The organism is Lysinibacillus sp. FSL H8-0500 (genome assembly GCF_038051955.1).
In the GTDB taxonomy this organism is placed as follows: domain Bacteria; phylum Bacillota; class Bacilli; order Bacillales_A; family Planococcaceae; genus Lysinibacillus; species Lysinibacillus macroides.
The window spans coordinates 1725438-1740819 of sequence record NZ_CP150292.1 but is presented as its reverse complement, the minus strand read 5'-3'; the positions used below and the strand labels follow the sequence as shown (position 1 = coordinate 1740819).

Here is a 15382-nt window from a genome sequence, read left to right as displayed (position 1 = left end):
CATTGTCATGGATTTTGAAGAGGATTTCCCTTGCGAGCTCGAAAAAATCCAGACGCAATTACGCTGGGGCGTAATTGATTAGAGTTTACAGGTCTCCTAAATTCATTTTTATTCTATAGAGGAAGGATCTGTTTCCCCTAGATTCTTTTTAGGTTCGACCAATGATTTTACATCACTGTCGCTTCTGGCTCATAAGTAATCATTTCGCGAATTGTATTGCCCTCGCCCATAATGGCAACAGTTGGTTTATGGTCTTTTGCCTCATCATTATCTACATAGGCATAGGACATAATAATAACAATATCCCCACGTTGCACAAGTCGTGCCGCTGCACCATTGACACAAATCACACCTGACCCTCGCTTACCTGCAATAATATAAGTTTCAAAACGAGCACCATTGTTATTATTAACAACATGTACCTTCTCGTTTGCCAGCATCCCTACTGCCTCTAAAATATCCTCATCAATGGTGATCGAGCCCACATAGTTTAAATCAGCTTGTGTTACTGTCGCACGGTGAATTTTACTATTCATCATCATTCTTAACATATTACAGTCCCTCTTTCACAGTAAAAATACAATTATCAATTAAGCGTGTTTTGCCGATATAAACGGCTGCTGCCACTAGCACTTGCTCAGTTGTAGCTGTGACAGGTGTTAGATCTGGATATGCGAGTAATTCAATATAATCAATGCTGCCTTGTGTGTGCGCTTGAATATGACTCTTTGCCTCGATAAGAGCACTTGCTGCATCTTCAGTTGCTAAAAAGCGGTCGCGTGCTAGCTGCAATGCTTCTTGAATAGCAGGAGCCTCCTGCCGCTCTGACTCACTTAAATAAACATTACGGGAGGATTTTGCTAAGCCATCCTCCTCACGCACAATCGGTATAACACGCATTTCTAAAGGAAAATTAAAATCGCGTACCATTGTGGCAATAATCGCAACCTGCTGTGCATCCTTTTGACCAAAATAAGCTCGTGTTGGCTGTGTTAAATGGAATAATTTAGCTACAACCTGTAACACACCGTCGAAATGACCTGGTCGACTCGCTCCGCACAGAATGGTTGCCTGCTTCCCTGCGGCAATACGAATACCACCATCCTGTGGGTACATTTCTTCCATACTTGGCGCAAACACAATATCGACACCAACTGACTCCGCTAAAGCTGTATCTCTAGGCAAATCTCGAGGGTAGCTTGCAAAATCTTCATTTGGCCCAAACTGTGTTGGATTGACAAATATACTCATAACAACAATATCATTTTCAGCACGAGCTGCTTGTGCCAATGCTAAATGGCCCTCATGTAAATAGCCCATTGTTGGTACAAGCCCAATTGTTTGTTGCCTTTGCTTTGCTGCTTGTATTTCTGTCGTTAATGCTTGTATCGTCGTTACAACTTTCATTACTTGACGCCCCCATATAACTGATCCAATGCTTCCTCTTTCATCGTAAAGAAGTGCTGAGGTGCAGGGAATGTGCCTGCTTTCACTGCTTCTACATAATGCACCATGCCACCACTCGCTTCCTTACCCATATCTGCAAATTGCTGTACAAATTTTGGTACATGATGTGATCCGTAGCTGAGCATATCATGGTATACAAGCACTTGCCCATCAGCCTCTACACCTGCACCAATGCCAATTGTTGGAATAATAAGGTTTGCTGCCACAAGCTCTGTCAGTTGATGTGGGATACATTCCAAGACGACTGCACAAGCACCTGCAGCCTCACATTTTTTAGCATCCTCAATAAGTGTGGCAGCCTGTTCAGCCGTTTTTCCTTGCACCTTATAGCCACCTAGCACGCCTGCTGACTGTGGTAGCAAACCTAAATGAGCAACGACTGGAATACCCGCAGTCGTTAATTTTTGAATAACCGCAATAACCTCTCCAGCCCCCTCAACCTTTAGGGCATCTGCACCTGTCTGCTGCATCATCGCAATCGCTGTTTTTAATGCTTCATTGCTATCACCGTGGTACGAGCCAAATGGCATATCCACCACCACAAAAGTATCTTTTGCACCGCGTCGTACTGCCTTTGCATGGTGAACCATATCTGCTACCGTTACTGGCATTGTAGAATCATAGCCAAGCACTACCATGCCTAGTGAATCGCCTACAAGGATCATATCCACACCCGCGTCCTCGGCAAATTTAGCAGCAGGGTAATCGTAAGCAGTCACCATTGCAATTTTCTCGCCTGCTGCTTTCATTTTAATAAAATCTGAAGTTGTTTTCATTCTTATAATCCTCCTTTTTTAAAGAGAAGAAAACAGAAATACCCTTCTGTTCTAAAAGTGGACAGAAGGGTTAGCTTTGTTCATGGGTAATAGACCTGTTGTGTTAAACAAAGGTCATAAACTTAAGCTTGATCAATGCATCACAAGCTTATTGAACGTATCGTTTTCTTCCGTCCCTGTCTTTACCAGATCAAGGCAGATATTTATAATGAGTGGGTCTTGCGTTTGTGAAGGTGCCGTTCTCAATAGATACTGCCCTTCAGCACATACTATAACAATAATTCTAACAATCTTCAAACATTATTTTTAAGTAATTGACATTTAATACTATACGTCATATACTATCCATATACTATATGTCATATAATATAAATCGAAGTATAGGTATTGAATGTGAGGTGGAAAGATGACATTTCAGCTAGGTTCAGCTTTACTGGATGCTTGTGTACTTGCCATTGTTGACAAAGAGGATGCCTATGGCTATTCGTTAACACAGCAGGTACAAGCGGTGATGGACATTTCAGAGTCTACTCTGTACCCTGTATTACGTCGCTTGCAAAAGGCCAATTATTTAATCACCTACGATCAGCCCTTTCAAGGTAGAAATAGACGCTATTATCAAATTACCGAGCAAGGACGTGTACGGCTATTGGAGCTCTTGAAAGAGTGGCATGTGTATAAGGAGAAGATTGATTGTGTACTTTTAGGAGGGAATTTAGATGGATAGAGCAAGCTATTTAAAAAAGCTACGAGGGAAATTACATCGGCTTCCTGCGCAAGAGTTAGACGCTGCGCTTGCCTATTATGAAGAATATTTTGACGAGGCAGGAGAGAACAATGAACAGCAAGTGATTGCACAGCTTGGCTCCCCCTCACATGTTGCTTCACAAATATTAGCTGATTTTGCATTAAAGGATTTGGAAACTCCTTCTCCGAAATCGACCAAAAAGAAGATGACTGCTATTTGGCTAATTATTTTAGCAATCCTGTCTGCACCACTATCATTACCGTTATTAGCAGCAGCGATCGCACTTATTTTTTCCTTCGGGGTTATTATTATTAGTTTTATCTTTGCGATTGGGGCTGTCGTCGCAAGCATTTTTTTCAGTGGCATTGCCGCCCTTATTGGAGGCGTTCTTATTTTAACTGAACATTGGCCAACTGCACTGCTCTTTATGGGAATTGGCTTAATCGTCACAGGATTAGGTGTCTTACTATTTCCAATGGTTGTTCGCATTATCAAGAAAATTGCCCTTATCTCTGTAGAAGCCTTAGGACATCTATTTCATAAAATAACGAAAAAAAGAAAGGAGGCTTTTAAATGACCGCAAAGCATACCCTGATTGCTATAACAATGATTGCAGCTGGTATTTTATTAGCGCTGGTTGGTTATTTTACGGGTGGTCGCTGGCTCATTATCAAAGATGAGGATGGCTTTCATGTACCGAGCAATCAACAATTAGTGAACCAAACTTATACATTGGATGCATTTACAAGGATAGATCTTCAAAATGATTACGGTGATCTTGATATTATCGCAGGTGGTAGCGATTATAAGCTAGAAACAAAGGTGTTGAAGCAGCAGGATGTAACATATCGTATTGACAATGGAACATTAATCATTGCAACAGCAGCAAGGAAAAAGAATAGCATAGAATTTGGCTTTGGCAACTTTCATTCGCCTTCTATCAAAATCTATGTTCCAGCAGATCAAAAATTAGATACCATTACAATCAACAATAGCTTTGGTGATATAGACATCCATCAACTGCATTATCAACAGCTAAACCTTCAGCAAGATTATGGTGATATTAGCTTTGATCATATAACAGGGGACAACACAAAAATTAGCCAATCCTTTGGTGATATCACACTTCAACAATACACAAGCAATGGCACAATTATTGATAGCGAGCATGGTGATATTGATATTGATGGCACGTTACATGGTCCAACGTCTATTAGCTCTAACTTTGGCGATACAACGCTCTCTTTACAAAATAAAAAAAGTGAGATCGGCTATGACCTCACAACAAGCTTTGGCGATATTACCATCAATGGTGAGGAACAACGTAACAACGTGACACAATTATCCGATGGTGATCATCAGCTTACTATTTCCTCATCAAGTGGTGATATCGAATTATCGCTAAAATAACGGCTGGGAAATACTTACTTACAGGTCAATTTACATGATCAAAAGCTGCAAGTTTTCTCTCCTTGCAGCTTCTTTTTTATAGTAATTTAATATCACCAGCATAAATAATTCGGACCGTGCCATCATCTTGTGTAAGCTGTAGCACCCCATCATTTGTAATGCCACTCGCAACTCCTTCAAAGCGCTCACGTATGGTCGTCACTTCAATGCGCTGACCAATTGTACAGGATAGCTGCTCCCATAACGCTTTCATACTAGCAAAGCCCTCTTTTACATATAATGCTGTAAATTGCTCTAAGTATTGTAAGATGGATGCAACCAATGCAGCACGATTAATTTCCTCATCAGCCTCTAAGCGTAAGGATGTTGCAATATCAGCAATATCAGGTGAAAAATCAGAAGCCACTTGGTTCGCATTAATACCAATCCCTACAAGTAAAGCCTGCACACAATCAGCCTCAGCCTGCATCTCTGTTAAAATACCCGTACATTTTTTGCCATTAATCAATAAATCATTAGGCCATTTAATAGCTGGCTCTACATGCTTGTATAGTGTTTTAATCGCCATGGTAATGGCTACTGCTACAACAAGCGTATAGGAGGATGCCTGCTGAGGAGTTACATCTGGTCGTACAATAACGGTCATCCAAATACCTGTACCATGAGCGGATTCCCAGGGGCGAGCCATACGACCACGCCCTGCTGTTTGCTCCTCCCCAATCACAACCGTACCGTGCGGAGCACCCTCCTGTGCAAGCTTATGCGCAATGGTTTGCGTAGAATCTACAACATCATAATAATGAATTTCACGCCCAAAATGCTCTGTTTGTAAAAATAATTCAATTTGCGTTGGGCTTAAGCTATTTGGCACACCTGTTAAGACATAGCCTTTTTTCTTAATAGTTTCAAAGGTATAGCCTTCCTCTTGCAGCGCCTGCATATGCTTCCAGATGGCTGTCCGTGAGACGCCAAGAGCATCTGCTAAGTCCTGACCTGATACCGCTTCACCATTCGCCGCTAATAATCTCTTTAAAATTTCATCTTTTATGGAATTTGTCATGTCCCCATCAATCCTTTTATCAACTTCGCTATTTTGCTTATTCAACCGTCTTTATCATACTGTAAATCAGTGTAAATGACCATCAGTGTCTACCAAAAAACCGTCCCCTGTATATAAGAGACGGCTTTTAGTAGATTTTTTACGCTTTATCGAAACCGTTATGCTCCAGCCATTTTTTTATTTGTTGACGGTCATTCGGTAGTTCGTGTTGAAGAATGGCTTGCAGCATAGCCTCTAATGTAGCTTTTACCCAAGGCCCACCCTTTTTACCCGACCACTTCAGCAAATCCGCACCATTGACCACCAGCTCCTGTTTATGACGAAGCGGTAGCTGTGCTTGTAATTCGTGGATACTTTGCTGTGGATATGGCACATTTAGCTGTCTTAATTGTGCAAAATAACGTGCTGCCTCTAACGCCTGCTCTGTATACATAAAATAATGCTGATTTGTCCAGCCGCTTTTCAGGGCTTCAAAGGCTGTGACAACCGCTTTGGCAAATGCCATTTCTTTATTAGACAATCGATAGTCTCGCAGTATTTCTTGCCAGCCTGCGCCCTGTAGTAAAGCAAAATATGCCCAGCCTACAAGTTGATTCTCTGTATTAAAAGAACGCCAATCCTCAGCATAAAAATCGCCTGTTAAATATGCTGCTAAGCCACTGTCCTCTAAATTAACAATAGCGCTATAAACTGCTTGTCCTATCCAGAGTTTATCCAGCTCTGCTTTTATGCGCTCTCTGGCAATAAAGGCAATATCCGCTGCTTGATATTGGATAGCAGCTAGTGTATCCGCTGTTATCGTAAAACCAAGCTGTGCTGAAAAGCGTATAGCGCGCAGCATGCGTAAAGCATCCTCTGCAAAGCGTTGTTGTGGTTCCCCAACTGCTCGTATCACTCGTTGTTCAATATCTTGAACCCCACCATAAAAATCAACAAAAGAACCATCTTGTCTTAAAGCGATGGCGTTCATCGTAAAGTCACGGCGTTGTAAGTCTTCTTTCAATGAACGCACAAAATAAACTTGTTCTGGTCTGCGATGATCCATATATTCGCCATCAGTGCGATAGGTTGTTACCTCAACAGGTCCCGCGGGTACGATTACCAGTACTGTCCCATGCTGAATTCCTATATCTATAGTTCGCTGAAAAACAGTTTTTACTTCCTCAGGCATCGCATTTGTCGCAACATCGACATCATGAGCAGGACGTTGCAGTAAGGCATCCCTTACCGCACCCCCGACAATGACAGCCTCAAAGCCTGCCTGTTCTAATTGTTCAATAACGGCATAAGCTGCCTGCCATTCTTTATTGTTTTGCATGATTTCTTTCCGCAACCTTTTCATACAGCTGTTCATACTGCGCAACAATTTTAGAGGAATGGAATTTATCACTTACTGCATGAATAGCAGCCTCTCTAAAACGCAGTAATTGTTCCTCATTTTGCAATAAACGAACTGCATACTCCGCTACTGCATCTGTATCCCCTTGCTCTACGATATAGCCGTCTACACCATGCTCAATAACCTCTGGAATTCCACCTACATTTGATCCGATACAAGGCACGCCACAAGCCATTGCCTCTAATAATACAAGCCCAAACGACTCCTGCTGAGAGAGTAATAATTTAAGATCGCTAATCGCATACAACTCTGCTAGATTTTCCTGCTTCCCTAAAAACAAGACATCATTCATATATGGACTTTCCTTTACCTGATCCATGACACGATGCTTCTCTGGACCATCGCCCACTAACAATAGCTTAGCCTTGATATTTGTACGGATTTTCATAAATGCCTCCACAATATGCGGAAGATTCTTAATTTTACGGAAGTTCGATACATGAATAATGACTTTCTCATCTTCTTGAATGCCGAATTGCGCTTTTAAGTTTCCTGGATTACGTGGGAAATATTCACGCTCATCCACAAAGTTATAGATGGTGTCAATAGGCTTTACTGTATCAATCAATTCATAGGTTTGTTCTTTTAGTGCATGGGATACAGTTGTAACAATATCAGATTTATCAATGCCATACTTTATAGCACGTGAAAGCGTAGAATCTTGCCCTAGTACCGATATATCTGTACCATGAAGCGTTGTAACGATACCAATATCCTGACCGCTCATTTCGCGTGCTAACACTGCACAAACTGCATGAGGGATGGCATAATGCACATGCAATACATCCAAACCTTCATCTTTGATAACATCTGCCATTTTACTTGCTAATGCAATATCATATGGTGAGTACTGAAATACTGAATAATTACTAACTTCAACTTCGTGGAAAAAGACGGTTGGATAAATTTTATTCAAACGAAATGGTACGCTTGAGGTAATGAAATGAATTTCGTGTCCTCTTTCTGCAAGCATTTTGCCTAATTCTGTTGCAATAACACCAGAGCCTCCAACTGTTGGATAACAAGTAATGCCTATTTTTAGCTTTTTCATTCAATATTCATCCTTTCTCAATCACGTCTTTTATTCATTTAATTACGTCTTTCTTGTATCATTCTCCAATCCACAAAACCTTCTTGTAGGCCCTTTAATAGTATTTCTGCTGTTCCCATATTTGTTGCCAGTGGTACTTGGTAAACATCACAAAGACGAATCAGTGCAGAAACATCTGGCTCATGGGGTTGTGCTGTTAATGGATCACGGAAAAAAATAACCATGTCCATATCATTATTAGCAATCATGGCACCAATTTGTTGGTCGCCGCCAAGCGGACCTGAACAGAAGCGTGTTATCTGTAAATTAGTGGCTTCCATCACACGCTGTCCTGTTGTACCTGTCGCATAAAGTGAATGTTCCATTAAAATACCTTCGTAGGCAATAGCGAACTGTACTAAATTATCTTTTTTACGATCATGTGCGATTAATGCGATTTTCATATAGCTTCCATCCCCATCTTTAAATGATGTTTTCTAAACCATATACAAGTTGATCCATTTTCATAACCTCTTCTACACAAAAGGCAATGCCTGACATAAAAGAATTACGATTTAGTGAATCATGGCGAATCGTTAAAAGCTGCCCGTCTCCTCCAAATAAGACTTGCTGGTGTGCCACTAAACCAGGCAAGCGTACGGAGTGAATGCGCATACCATCAAAATCTCCACCTCTTGCGCCTTCAATGGTTTCTTTTTCTTCTGGATGTCCTTGTGTTTTAGGTGCACGAGCCTCTTGTATTAATTGAGCAGTTTTCACGGCTGTTCCAGATGGTGCATCCAGCTTCTGATCATGGTGCATTTCTATGATTTCTACATCTGGTAAGTATTTTGCTGCTTCTTTTGCGAACTTCATCATTAGTATAGCGCCAATGGCAAAGTTAGGGGCGATAATGCAGCCTAGCTCCTTTTCTCTGGCTATTGCTGTTAATTCCTCAAGCTGTGCATCTGTAAATCCTGTTGTTCCAATGACAGGTCGCACATTTAACGTCAATGCTTCTTTTGTGTGCTTGTATACTGCATGCGGGTTTGTTAAGTCTACTAGCACATCTGGTGCCGTTGCTTCTACAAGTTCATGCATTTCTGTAAAGATAGGCGCTGTATAGCTGGCTGGAAACATCTCTAAATCAGCTAGTGTTTTACCTACTTCTTTATAATCTAGTACAGCTACTAGTTCCATTTTGTCATGTTTCATCACTGTATGTACAGCCTCAGCTCCCATTTTTCCTCTTGCTCCTGCAATGGCTACACGAATCGACATTATTCCTCATCCTTTCTCGTCCAACGATCCTTATCTCTCGTCTCAAACTTATGTATAACTCGTAGAAGTGCTTGATCTAATTGAATGCCTTGTGCATTTGCAAAGCATACTAATACAAAGAAAAAGTCTCCCAGTTCTTCTTCAATACTATTTGTTCCTTCAGTATTCTTTTTCTTTTTTTGCCCATAGACATCCTGCACTTCACGCGATAGCTCACCAAGCTCCTCTGTAAGACGCGCTAATAGCTCAAATGGTGGAAAATAGCCTTCTTTGAATTGTCCTATATAAGCATCCACACGCTCTTGCAAAGCTTGCATTGATAGTTGTTCTGTCATAGTTCATCACACTCCTATTTACCATCGTATAAAATTTACACCATTGTTGTCAAAACCAATAAAATGTCAGATAATAGATAACACTACTTCATTGATTGGAACTACAGGAGGTCAAATGTTAAAACAGCTTAAAATTCGTAATATTATCGCAATAATGCTCGGAGCGGCAATTTTTAGCTTCGGCTTTGTGCACTTCAACATGCAAAATCAGCTTGGTGAGGGTGGACTTAGTGGGATCACACTTATACTTTATTTTACATTAGGTTGGGATCCTGCCTTAATGAACCTATTATTAAATATTCCGATGTTTATTATTGGGTATCGTTTGCTTGGCAAAAAGTCATTTATTTATACATTGGTTGGGACATTATCTGTATCTGTGTTCCTTAAAGTTTTCCAAAAATATCAATTTGCGATTCATTTAGAGGATGATATGCTGCTTGTTGCGCTTTTCGCTGGTGTTTTTGTTGGGTTAGGACTTGGTATTGTTTTTCGCTATGGTGGCACAACAGGCGGTGTCGATATTTTAGCTCGATTAGGTCATAAATATTTGGGCTGGAGTATGGGTAAAACGATGTTTATTTTTGATGCCATTGTTATTATGCTGTCATGGCTCACATTTCTGGATGCCCGTTCGATGATGTATACGCTAGTTGCCGTCTTTGTTGGTGCACGTGTTATAGATTTCGTACAGGATGGCGCTTATGCAGCTCGTGGTGCTCTTATTATCTCCGAACAATCAGATGTGATTGCGAAGACGATTGCACTACGCATGGAGCGAGGGATTACGATTTTAGAAGGTCATGGTCATTTTACAAAGCAACCAAAAGAGATTATTTATTGTGTTATTGGTCACAATGAAGTGGTACGCCTAAAATCCATTGTCCACGAGGTTGATCCTCACGCTTTCGTCTCGATAATTGAAGTACGAGATGTGGCAGGGGAGGGCTTTACACTTGATGAACAAAAACAGCCGTTGCATTAAACGAATGAGAGAAAAAAACTTGTTATGGTTGTGATACTGAAAAGCATGACGTTGGAAAGATGAGTTGAGAATTCAGCTCCTCTTTTCTATAATCGTTATTATAATTCAGTTCAACATAAGGACTGGATTATAATAACTAAAAGAGGTATCTCAAATGAGCAAAAATTATCTAACAAGAATACTTCTGTTACCAGTAATAGTAGCGTTAGTTACCACATTAAGTCTTTTATTTATCGAGATGGATTTAGAATCGGAATTAATGTCTCTCTCGATGTTTGAGATGTTAATGTTTTTTGTATTGTTCTATTTAGCTATCTATTTATTTACTATTGTTTTGGTAGTTCCTATTAATATTTATATTTCTAAAAAGCTTGAAAATAAGCTAGTTTCATTTATTCTGTTTAATAGTATAGGGTTCATATTGATAGGTTGTATTGATATTTGGTTCTTAACGCTTGGTAGTTTCATGTCTTTCTATTTAATTTTCCCATTATTCTCATTTTTAACTCTACCTTTTTTAGAAAGAGATTAAGACAGCGCTAATTTTTCCATTATGGCCGCCACTTAGTTTTTAGTATATGAAAAACTTGTTATGGTCGTACAACCATAACAAGTTTTTTCTTAGTCATCACCGCGCATATTTGTAAAGATTAAAATTAAGCGTAATAGCTCCAGTACAGCAACTGCTGCAGCTGCCACATATGTTAAAGCTGCGGCACTTAATACCTTACGTGCTGGACGTTCCTCTTCATTTGTAATAATCCCTAGTGAATTCATTTGCACCAAAGCGCGCTTAGATGCATCAAACTCTACTGGTAATGTTACCAATTGGAAGACAACCCCCGCTGCTAGTAGGACAATCCCTAACAGCAAGAAATTTGTACTGCTTGCAAAAATACCAATCATTACGAAAATCCAAGACATATTTGATGAAATATTAGCCACTGGAACGAGCTTACTGCGTAAAGTAAGCATAGAATAAGCTTCTTTATGTTGGATGGCGTGACCTACCTCATGGGCAGCTACAGCAGCACCTGCAACACTCGCTTCATAAAAGTTACTCTCTGATAAAGCAACAGTCTTGGTTGCCGGATTATAATGATCTGACAACACACCTTGTGTCGGAACAACTCGTACATCATATAACCCATTGGCATCTAAAATCGTACGCGCTACCTCTGCACCCGTCTGCCCCTTCATTGTACGTTGTTTTGCAAATTTCTTATACGTCCCCTTTACCTTCATTTGTGCGTAAAGTGGCAACAGCATAATAATTACAAAATATACAATATACATGCCTGTTGACAATATTCTAACCCCTTTCTACCTCAGGTACTATAATTTTATAATTAATGCTCTAATTCGGCAAATATTTGCGCCATTTAATTGAGAAAATAGCGAGTAAAATACAGGCAATGGATAGCCAAAATGTAAAGTAGCCAATATAGCTTGTGTAATTAGCTAAATCTCGATACATTGGCATTTGTCCAAAAACATAATCAATAACATCATTATGCAATGTCCAAATAGCCGCTATCACTACATGCCAATAAGAAAAAACATATTTTTGAATATATAAAACTGCCTGTACTGCCATCGCAAAATGTGAGCCCACAAGCATCCAGCCTTGCCAGCCAATAGAGCCTGTTTCAATCAATGTCCAAATATTCATCACATCTGCCCATAGTCCATATTTCACCAATGTAATAAGCGCTAGAACCTCCATAAGAGGCCAGCGTTTGCCCATAATCCATGCGATTAAGACAAAGCAGAAAAATAAGCTCGCTGTAGGGCTATCTGGTACAAAAATATAAAAAATAGGCTTGGTTATGGCAAGCTGCCAGCCATACCAATAATAGCCGTAAACCGTCCCTACTATATTAACCAGCAGCAACATGATGAGAAAGGATTTATGGGTGAGAAGATACCAAATATTTGCTCGTGTTATTTGCATGATTACAACTCCTTGAACTCTAACGTTCCAAAAATATTTACCATTATTATGTATTATTCATTTACAACAGAAAAGCTATACTTTTTTCGTAAAAATAACTATGTATAAGGGAACTTTTAAGCTTCATTTTCAGTCACAATAGTAGCATAACATCGAAAAAAAGAGCCAGTTTCCTGACTCTTTTAAATTATATTTATTCAATAGGTTTTAAGCTTGCAAGGAACTCAGCTAATTGCTGTAATTCTTCCTCTGTTCCCTGGAATTGTCCACCTGGCATACCGCCACGACCATTATGAATAACCTCTGAAATCTCTTCAGCTGTTAATGTATTACCACCTAATGCAGGCGCTGCTGGGGCAGCTGTAAAGTCAACAGCGTGACAAGAAATACATGATTTTGCTTGATCACCTGTTTCGCCTGTCCAAATTGCATAACCAGGCATTGTTTCATCTACATTAAATTCCGCTTGTGTTGGAATTTTACTCATCTCTTTTTGAGCTTCCCAGTCATGGTTAGCCACGGACTCCCAAGTTAGGTAGAACATAGCTGCTAGAGTTAATAACATAAACGCTGTTGGTAATGGACGTTTAGATGGACGTCGCTCTGGGCCTTTGTCTAAAAATGGCATTAATAATAGCGCTCCAAATGCAAGACCTGGCATAACAATAGCTCCGATTATGTTGTATGGACCAGAAGCAAATGAGTATTTTAAAAGCTGATACATAAATAAGAAGTACCAGTCTGGTAATGGTATATATGCTCTAGTTGGATCAGCCGGCCCTTCAAGTGGTGATGGGTGAGCGACTGTTAATAATAAGTATCCAATTAAAAATACAGCACCTACCATCCATTCCTTCAGTAAGAAGTTCGGCCAGAAAGCTTCCGTCTTACCTGGATATTCGGAATAATCCTTTGGAACGTTCGGCATTCTGTGATTCGCTTTAATACGAGAATCGCCGACAAATTTCATTCCTTTTCCGCGATGCATAATGTCCCCTCCTTTTAAAGATCATTGAACCGTCAAGTCAATTAATTACAACGGTCCTGAAATTCCTTGACGACGAATCATGATAAAGTGTGCTGCAAGTAACCCAAACAATACTGCAGGTAAGAAGAATACATGAATCGCAAAGAATCGCGTTAGCGTTTGAGCACCAAGAATTGTTGTGTCACCCGCTAATAATACTTTAATCATCCCACCGATAAACGGTACAGATGCAGCAATTTCGATACCTACTTTTGTAGCGAATAATGCTTTCATATCCCATGGTAATAAGTATCCTGTAAAACCAAGACCCATCATTACACCAAAAATACCTACACCAACCATCCAGTTTAACTCACGAGGTTTTTTATAAGAACCTGTGAAGAATACACGAAGCGTATGTAAGAACATCATTACGATTACTAATGAAGCTCCCCAGTGGTGCATACCACGTACGATTTCACCAAATGCTACTTCGTTTTGTAAATAATAAACTGATTTCCAAGCATTCACAACGTCTGGTACATAGTACATTGTTAGGAACATACCAGATAGAATTTGAATTACTGTGATGAAGAATGTTAATCCACCGAAGCAATAAACGAATGCTGAAAAATGATGTGCAGGGTTAACGTGCTCTGGCACTTCGTGGTCGGCAATATCACGCCAAATCGGTGTAATATCTAATCGTTCATCGACCCAATCATAAATTTTATTTAGCACTGTTGTCGTACCCCCTTACTTATTTAACTTAGAGTATTTGCTTTTGTTGGACCAATCATTAAATAGCCATCTTTTTCTTGTATGTCATATTCATCCAATGGGCGTGTAGGTGGTGTACCTGCAATGTTTTTCCCGTTTTTCTCATAACGCCCTGCATGACATGGACAGAAGAACTGATCAGGGTGTGCTGAATCTGCACCCCAGTCCACCATACAACCTAAATGTGTACAAACTGGTGAAAGGGCAATAATTTGGTCGCCACTTTTATAAACCCATGCTACACTTGTTACATCTGATTTGTACCATGCATCAACTTGCTCAAAGCTAAAGTCAACTTTAACAGGCTCTTCTGTGATGTCAGTCACTTTAAGTTCCGTTTGCACAAAATCTCCACTGCCATGACTTTGTAACACTGGGTCAATTGCAAAACGAACCATCGGCATTAGCATACCTGCCGCCATAAATCCACCTACACCAGTTAGTGTATAGCTTAGAAACTGACGACGTGAAACTCGATTTTTACTCACTTGTTTTCCCCCCTCTAACTTAAAGGTCAGTCCAACGGACATACTTTTACAAATAGTAATACTAGGACATATCTATGATATATCAAGTCCATAGCTTGGTCAATATAGCATTCTGTGGAAAGCTGAAGAATGTGAACATTTATTGAAGCTAAATGTTAAATTTGTGCCCATTTCGTCGAAAGCAGCGGAATTACTTGTCGTAACTGATCTTCTAAGATCTTTTTTTTCACATTCGCATCCATACTTTCTAACGGAATAGCTGGTAACCAAATCATATTGACGCTATCTCCACCACTTATCCAAAAATGGTCACAAGTAATGAAGAACACATGCTTAAAGCCAGCATTATGTAATTGTACTTCTAATCGCTGTGGCAAGTCATCATATTTTAAAGATGGCATATACGAAAACGGTGGCATGACAAGTAAACGTCCCTTAAACTGCTTCTCAATAAAAGATGTTAAAGACATAATAAAATCTGCTTCTGCGCCACTCTGTTTCATTTTTTCAGCAGCTAGATCAATGGATACAAGTGGGACAATAGCAGTATCGATGAAATCCTTCTGTGCCATAAATGCTGTTACATCGCTTGCATTAAAATACATTCATCAAACCTCCTTTTGCTGCAAAATAAAATGCCCTTCTCCACTTTCAAGTAGGATAACCAATACAAAGTGAAAACAATCATTCACTAGTAATGTT

General features: G+C 39.9%; 19 protein-coding genes. 4 read left to right on the top strand and 15 right to left on the bottom strand.

Features of this window, described 5'->3' with window-relative positions:
* Window positions 1-167: 167 nt before the first annotated feature.
* From panD to panB, 3 genes are read right to left on the bottom strand one after another with little or no spacing between them, the layout of a single operon-like run.
* Window positions 168-551, bottom strand: a complete 384-nt coding sequence (panD, locus tag MHB44_RS08215; RefSeq protein WP_341302327.1) for an aspartate 1-decarboxylase — start codon at window positions 549-551, stop codon at window positions 168-170.
* A gap of 1 nt (window position 552) precedes the next feature.
* Window positions 553-1407, bottom strand: coding sequence for a pantoate--beta-alanine ligase (panC, locus tag MHB44_RS08210; protein WP_341302326.1), 855 nt, complete (start codon window positions 1405-1407; stop codon window positions 553-555).
* Window positions 1407-2243: a 3-methyl-2-oxobutanoate hydroxymethyltransferase gene (gene panB, locus MHB44_RS08205; RefSeq protein WP_341302325.1), complete on the bottom strand. Its 837-nt coding sequence runs from the start codon at window positions 2241-2243 to the stop codon at window positions 1407-1409. The genes panC and panB overlap by 1 nt, the downstream gene beginning before the upstream one ends.
* Before the next feature lie 406 nt (window positions 2244-2649).
* On the opposite strand from panB, the gene MHB44_RS08200 reads away from it, so the two are divergent.
* Genes MHB44_RS08200 through MHB44_RS08190 form a run of 3 tightly spaced genes read left to right on the top strand, consistent with a single transcriptional unit; the run spans window position 2650 to window position 4401 of the window.
* Window positions 2650-2970 carry a PadR family transcriptional regulator gene (locus MHB44_RS08200; protein ID WP_341302324.1) on the top strand — a complete coding sequence of 107 codons (321 nt, stop codon included), beginning with the start codon at window positions 2650-2652 and terminating at the stop codon, window positions 2968-2970.
* Window positions 2963-3568 carry a DUF1700 domain-containing protein gene (locus tag MHB44_RS08195; RefSeq protein ID WP_341302323.1) on the top strand — a complete coding sequence of 202 codons (606 nt, stop codon included), beginning with the start codon at window positions 2963-2965 and terminating at the stop codon, window positions 3566-3568. Before MHB44_RS08200 ends, MHB44_RS08195 begins: the two co-directional genes overlap by 8 nt.
* Complete coding sequence (locus MHB44_RS08190; protein WP_341302322.1) at window positions 3565-4401, top strand: DUF4097 family beta strand repeat-containing protein; 837 nt, start codon at window positions 3565-3567, stop codon at window positions 4399-4401. Before MHB44_RS08195 ends, MHB44_RS08190 begins: the two co-directional genes overlap by 4 nt.
* Before the next feature lie 76 nt (window positions 4402-4477).
* Here MHB44_RS08190 and MHB44_RS08185 read toward each other — a convergent pair whose 3' ends face one another.
* From MHB44_RS08185 to MHB44_RS08160, 6 genes are all read right to left on the bottom strand, one after another.
* Window positions 4478-5461: a biotin--[acetyl-CoA-carboxylase] ligase gene (locus tag MHB44_RS08185; RefSeq protein ID WP_341302321.1), complete on the bottom strand. Its 984-nt coding sequence runs from the start codon at window positions 5459-5461 to the stop codon at window positions 4478-4480.
* 139 nt (window positions 5462-5600) lie between these two features.
* On the bottom strand, window positions 5601-6779 hold the full coding sequence (locus tag MHB44_RS08180; RefSeq protein ID WP_341302320.1) for a CCA tRNA nucleotidyltransferase: 1179 nt from the start codon (window positions 6777-6779) through the stop codon (window positions 5601-5603).
* A complete protein-coding gene (gene bshA / locus MHB44_RS08175) occupies window positions 6766-7911 on the bottom strand; it encodes an N-acetyl-alpha-D-glucosaminyl L-malate synthase BshA (protein WP_341302319.1) in 1146 nt (381 codons plus the stop codon). The genes MHB44_RS08180 and bshA overlap by 14 nt, the downstream gene beginning before the upstream one ends.
* 38 nt (window positions 7912-7949) lie before the next feature.
* On the bottom strand, window positions 7950-8354 hold the full coding sequence (gene mgsA, locus MHB44_RS08170; RefSeq protein ID WP_341302318.1) for a methylglyoxal synthase: 405 nt from the start codon (window positions 8352-8354) through the stop codon (window positions 7950-7952).
* A gap of 19 nt (window positions 8355-8373) precedes the next feature.
* On the bottom strand, window positions 8374-9171 hold the full coding sequence (dapB, locus tag MHB44_RS08165) for a 4-hydroxy-tetrahydrodipicolinate reductase (RefSeq protein ID WP_341302317.1): 798 nt from the start codon (window positions 9169-9171) through the stop codon (window positions 8374-8376).
* Window positions 9171-9506, bottom strand: a complete 336-nt coding sequence (locus MHB44_RS08160) for a nucleotide pyrophosphohydrolase (RefSeq protein ID WP_341302316.1) — start codon at window positions 9504-9506, stop codon at window positions 9171-9173. Before MHB44_RS08160 ends, dapB begins: the two co-directional genes overlap by 1 nt.
* A gap of 115 nt (window positions 9507-9621) precedes the next feature.
* Here MHB44_RS08160 and MHB44_RS08155 point away from each other — a divergent pair, with 115 nt between their 5' ends.
* Window positions 9622-10491: a YitT family protein gene (locus MHB44_RS08155; RefSeq protein ID WP_341302315.1), complete on the top strand. Its 870-nt coding sequence runs from the start codon at window positions 9622-9624 to the stop codon at window positions 10489-10491.
* Between the two features lie 621 nt (window positions 10492-11112).
* Here the strand turns inward: MHB44_RS08155 and MHB44_RS08150 are convergent.
* From MHB44_RS08150 to MHB44_RS08125, 6 genes are all read right to left on the bottom strand, one after another.
* Window positions 11113-11787 carry a zinc metallopeptidase gene (locus MHB44_RS08150; protein WP_341302943.1) on the bottom strand — a complete coding sequence of 225 codons (675 nt, stop codon included), beginning with the start codon at window positions 11785-11787 and terminating at the stop codon, window positions 11113-11115.
* Between the two features lie 61 nt (window positions 11788-11848).
* Window positions 11849-12445, bottom strand: coding sequence for a DUF1405 domain-containing protein (locus MHB44_RS08145; protein WP_341302314.1), 597 nt, complete (start codon window positions 12443-12445; stop codon window positions 11849-11851).
* 193 nt (window positions 12446-12638) lie between these two features.
* Window positions 12639-13433, bottom strand: coding sequence for a c-type cytochrome (locus tag MHB44_RS08140; protein WP_341302313.1), 795 nt, complete (start codon window positions 13431-13433; stop codon window positions 12639-12641).
* Window positions 13434-13478: 45 nt separating this feature from the next.
* Window positions 13479-14153 (bottom strand): cytochrome b6, encoded by a 675-nt coding sequence (locus MHB44_RS08135; RefSeq protein WP_004232663.1) that lies wholly within the window; start codon window positions 14151-14153, stop codon window positions 13479-13481.
* 23 nt (window positions 14154-14176) lie between these two features.
* A complete protein-coding gene (locus MHB44_RS08130) occupies window positions 14177-14680 on the bottom strand; it encodes a ubiquinol-cytochrome c reductase iron-sulfur subunit (RefSeq protein ID WP_341302312.1) in 504 nt (167 codons plus the stop codon).
* 155 nt (window positions 14681-14835) lie between these two features.
* Window positions 14836-15285: a YpiF family protein gene (locus MHB44_RS08125; RefSeq protein WP_341302311.1), complete on the bottom strand. Its 450-nt coding sequence runs from the start codon at window positions 15283-15285 to the stop codon at window positions 14836-14838.
* Between the last annotated feature and the right edge of the window lie 97 nt (window positions 15286-15382).

What these genes read in the sequence shown, in the direction of transcription:
- panD (WP_341302327.1), bottom strand. Translation starts at nt 551, where the DNA reads ATGTTAAGAATGATGATGAATAGTAAAATTCACCGTGCGACAGTAACA.
- panC (WP_341302326.1), bottom strand. Translation starts at nt 1,407, where the DNA reads ATGAAAGTTGTAACGACGATACAAGCATTAACGACAGAAATACAAGCA.
- panB (WP_341302325.1), bottom strand. Translation starts at nt 2,243, where the DNA reads ATGAAAACAACTTCAGATTTTATTAAAATGAAAGCAGCAGGCGAGAAA.
- MHB44_RS08200 (WP_341302324.1), top strand. Translation starts at nt 2,650, where the DNA reads ATGACATTTCAGCTAGGTTCAGCTTTACTGGATGCTTGTGTACTTGCC.
- MHB44_RS08195 (WP_341302323.1), top strand. Translation starts at nt 2,963, where the DNA reads ATGGATAGAGCAAGCTATTTAAAAAAGCTACGAGGGAAATTACATCGG.
- MHB44_RS08190 (WP_341302322.1), top strand. Translation starts at nt 3,565, where the DNA reads ATGACCGCAAAGCATACCCTGATTGCTATAACAATGATTGCAGCTGGT.
- MHB44_RS08185 (WP_341302321.1), bottom strand. Translation starts at nt 5,461, where the DNA reads ATGACAAATTCCATAAAAGATGAAATTTTAAAGAGATTATTAGCGGCG.
- MHB44_RS08180 (WP_341302320.1), bottom strand. Translation starts at nt 6,779, where the DNA reads ATGCAAAACAATAAAGAATGGCAGGCAGCTTATGCCGTTATTGAACAA.
- bshA (WP_341302319.1), bottom strand. Translation starts at nt 7,911, where the DNA reads ATGAAAAAGCTAAAAATAGGCATTACTTGTTATCCAACAGTTGGAGGC.
- mgsA (WP_341302318.1), bottom strand. Translation starts at nt 8,354, where the DNA reads ATGAAAATCGCATTAATCGCACATGATCGTAAAAAAGATAATTTAGTA.
- dapB (WP_341302317.1), bottom strand. Translation starts at nt 9,171, where the DNA reads ATGTCGATTCGTGTAGCCATTGCAGGAGCAAGAGGAAAAATGGGAGCT.
- MHB44_RS08160 (WP_341302316.1), bottom strand. Translation starts at nt 9,506, where the DNA reads ATGACAGAACAACTATCAATGCAAGCTTTGCAAGAGCGTGTGGATGCT.
- MHB44_RS08155 (WP_341302315.1), top strand. Translation starts at nt 9,622, where the DNA reads ATGTTAAAACAGCTTAAAATTCGTAATATTATCGCAATAATGCTCGGA.
- MHB44_RS08150 (WP_341302943.1), bottom strand. Translation starts at nt 11,787, where the DNA reads ATGTATATTGTATATTTTGTAATTATTATGCTGTTGCCACTTTACGCA.
- MHB44_RS08145 (WP_341302314.1), bottom strand. Translation starts at nt 12,445, where the DNA reads ATGCAAATAACACGAGCAAATATTTGGTATCTTCTCACCCATAAATCC.
- MHB44_RS08140 (WP_341302313.1), bottom strand. Translation starts at nt 13,433, where the DNA reads ATGCATCGCGGAAAAGGAATGAAATTTGTCGGCGATTCTCGTATTAAA.
- MHB44_RS08125 (WP_341302311.1), bottom strand. Translation starts at nt 15,285, where the DNA reads ATGTATTTTAATGCAAGCGATGTAACAGCATTTATGGCACAGAAGGAT.